This is a genomic window from Armatimonas sp. (assembly GCF_964826245.1).
In genome coordinates, this window is sequence record NZ_CBAYMC010000384.1 from 1 (window position 1) to 3,021 (window position 3,021).

3 protein-coding genes are annotated in these 3,021 nt (G+C 62.0%); all 3 read left to right on the forward strand.

Annotation, left to right across the window (positions count from 1 at the left end):
* A partial coding sequence (locus tag AC1XOS_RS21800; protein ID WP_481964318.1) for a DUF3084 domain-containing protein occupies nucleotides 1-1,628 on the forward strand: 1,628 nt, incomplete at its 5' end.
* On the forward strand, nucleotides 1,625-2,005 hold the full coding sequence (locus AC1XOS_RS21805) for a pre-16S rRNA-processing nuclease YqgF (RefSeq protein WP_481964319.1): 381 nt from the start codon (nucleotides 1,625-1,627) through the stop codon (nucleotides 2,003-2,005). The genes AC1XOS_RS21800 and AC1XOS_RS21805, both read left to right, overlap by 4 nt.
* A gap of 5 nt (nucleotides 2,006-2,010) precedes the next feature.
* On the forward strand, nucleotides 2,011-3,021 hold a 1,011-nt coding region (locus AC1XOS_RS21810), incomplete at its 3' end, for a sialate O-acetylesterase (RefSeq protein ID WP_481964320.1).

Genomic DNA, 3,021 nt, shown 5'->3' on the forward strand with positions numbered 1-3,021 from the left:
TGTTTTTTGCTCTTCTGGTACCTGTCTCTGGCTTTATTGCCTGGGCGGGGGATCGGATTGGGCATGTTATCGGCAAGCGTCGCCAGTCCCTCTTTGGGCTCCGTCCCCGGCACACCGCAATCTTGATCACGATCTTGACGGGCGTCGGAATCTCAGCAGCCTCGTTTGGGATGATGTTTCTCTCCTCGGCGAGCTTTCGGGATGTGGTTCAGCGCGGCAGCCAGCTCCGGCGAGAGAATGAGCAGCTCAGTCAGAAGATTCAGGAGACGGGCGAGCGGGTCAAGCAGCTTCAGAGCGCTGCTGTTCTCGCCGACCAAGAGCGCCAGCGCGCCGAGCAGGCCCGTATCGAGGCGGCAAAGCGTCGCACCGAGGCGGAGGGAAAGTTTAGCGAGGCCACGGTAAGCCTGAAGCAAGCAGAAGAGGCACTGGCTACGGAGAAAGCGCGGCTGGGACGGACACAAGGCTCGTTGGAGGCAGCGGAGCGCCAAGTTGGTCTGGCTCGTGGGGCGGTGCGCGAGGCTCGGCAGCGCCGCGAGAAGGCAGAAGCAGCAGCGAAGACGATCGAGGTACGGCTGACGTCTGCGCGGGAAGAGGCCAAGAAAGCCCAGCTGCTCGCGGGGCGTGTGACGCGTGAGTTCAATCTGGTGGTGCAGGAGCAAAAGCGGCGACTCACGGGGCAACGAGGCGAGCTGGCGGCTCTGGGGGTGCAGGTTGTCGAACAGACAAAGCGCCTTGCCGATCAGCAGCGCACGCTGGATGAGCAGGGAGGGCAGGCGGAGCGCCAGAAGCGCGAAGTTATGCGTCTTGCCAGCGAGCTGGAGACGCTGGAAGAGCAGCGCAAAGAGCTTGCGGCACGCCGCAAAGAGGCACAGGAGTCGCTTGATGAGGCTCAGGCATCCCTCAATGAAATCTCCAAAACAACCATGGCCTTACGCAATGGCCAGATTAGCTACCGTGTTGGTGAGGAAGTGGCTCGCTTAGGCATCACGGGCGGCAGTGAGTGGAAGGTTCACAACGCGCTGGAGGGCTTGCTCACCGTGGCCTCGCGACAGGCAGAGAAGCGGGGGGCTCGCATGGCTTCGGGGGCAATCCGTGCTGTCTGGATTCCTGAGCGCCGGGTGATGGACGAAGCTGGGAAACTGCAGAGTATCGCGGAGTTTGAAGCGATTCACACGGCAGCGAAAAACATCAGCAAGTCCAAGGACGAAGTGGTGGTGGTGGTGACGGCGCTGGGCAATGCGGTGATGGGGGAGCCTGTGCCCGTGGACATTCGCACGTGGCGCAACCCGCTGATCCTAACCGCAGGGCAGCCACTGGGCGAGCTGGTGCTGGAGGGAAATCGCCCGGGTGCCGAGATCGCAGACTCTCTCTATCGGTTTCTACGCGGCGAGGTTCACAAGAAGCTTTTGGAGGCGGGGACCATTCCTTTTGGCGATGCAGACGAACAGAGCGTGGGGGAGACGAGCATGGCTACCCTGCTCAAGGCACTGGATGCGGTACGTGCGATCCGAACCAAGGCCCGTGTGACCGTCCGCGCCGCCAAAGATCTGCGCGCCGCCGATCCCGTGGCGCTGGAGTTTGAGGTCAAGCCCGTCGAGCCGCCCACCATCACGATCTCAGACCGATGAGAGTTCTTGCGATAGACCCAGGAACCGCCAAGTGCGGTGTTGCGGTTGTCGAGCCGGGAGGAAAAATCCTGCACCTGGAGATTGTTCTGACCGAGCAGCTCGCTAGCCGTGTCGCGGAGCTTTGTGCCCAGTACTCTCCCGCGCAGCTCCTGATGGGAAACGGGACACAGAGCAAGGCCCTCGCCGCGCTCCTCCCCGAGGTGATTTTTGTCCCCGAAGCCTACACCAGCCAGCGTGCCCGCCAGCGCCTCAGCGTCGCCCGTCCCTGGTGGCTGCGCTGGCTTCCCCTCACCCAGCCCTACGATGACCTCGTCGCCGTGATCCTCGCCGAAGACTGGCTTGCGGGGCAGGAATCGCGCCTCTCTTTGCCGAAGTAATCGGCATGAAACGAATATTTTTGCTGGCCGCGGCACTCACGCTTGCGGTGACGGCACACGCCGATGTGAAGCTTCCCGCGATTCTCAATGAGAGCATGGTGCTCCAGCGCAATGCTCCTCTGAAGTTCTGGGGCTGGGCCGATGAAGGCGAGCAAGTGACCGTGGAGTTTCTGGGACAGAAGAAAACGGTGACTGCCAAGAACGGAGCCTGGGAAGTGGTGCTCAAGGGCGTACGAACGGCAGGGGGGCCGTTTCCGCTGACGATCTCCGGCAAGAACAAGATCGAGTTCAAGGACATTCTGATGGGAGAGGTCTGGGTGTGCTCGGGGCAGAGCAATATGGAGTGGAGCCTCAAGAACTCGTTCCAGTCCGATGCGGATATCGCAAAAGCGGCCAACCCCACGATACGGCTCTTCATGGTGAAGAATGTTCGCTCAGACAGCCCCAAGCAGGATGTTGAAGTGCAGCTGCCTTGGAGCGCGGCGGCCCCTGAGAGCGTGCAAGGCTTCTCCGCCGTGGGCTACTACTTCGGGCGGATGCTGAGTGAAAAACTTGGAGTTCCGATTGGCCTGATTTCGTCGGACTGGGGCGGCACGCCCGCTGAGTCCTGGACCCCTGAGGAGCGCATTCTCGGCAATGGAGCGCTTAAGCCTCTTGCCGACAGCTACCCGGCGGCCTTTGCCCGCTACGACGAGCAGCGCAAAAAATGGGCGACGGAATCCGCGCAGGCAAAGCTGGAGGGCAAGACACCGCCCGCCGCGCCGCGTGCCCCGTGGCGCTACTCCGAGCTCTACAACGCCATGATCGCGCCCCTCACGAAATACGGGATTCGGGGCGCAATCTGGTACCAGGGAGAGTCCAACGCCAGCCGTGCGATGCAGTACCGTGAGCTCTTCCCCACCATGATCGAGGGCTGGCGCTCGGTCTGGAACAACAAGGAGATGCCCTTCTATCTGGTGCAGCTCGCGCCGTTTCAGGCCAGTGGCCCCCAGAAAACGGAGTACGCGGAGCTGCGT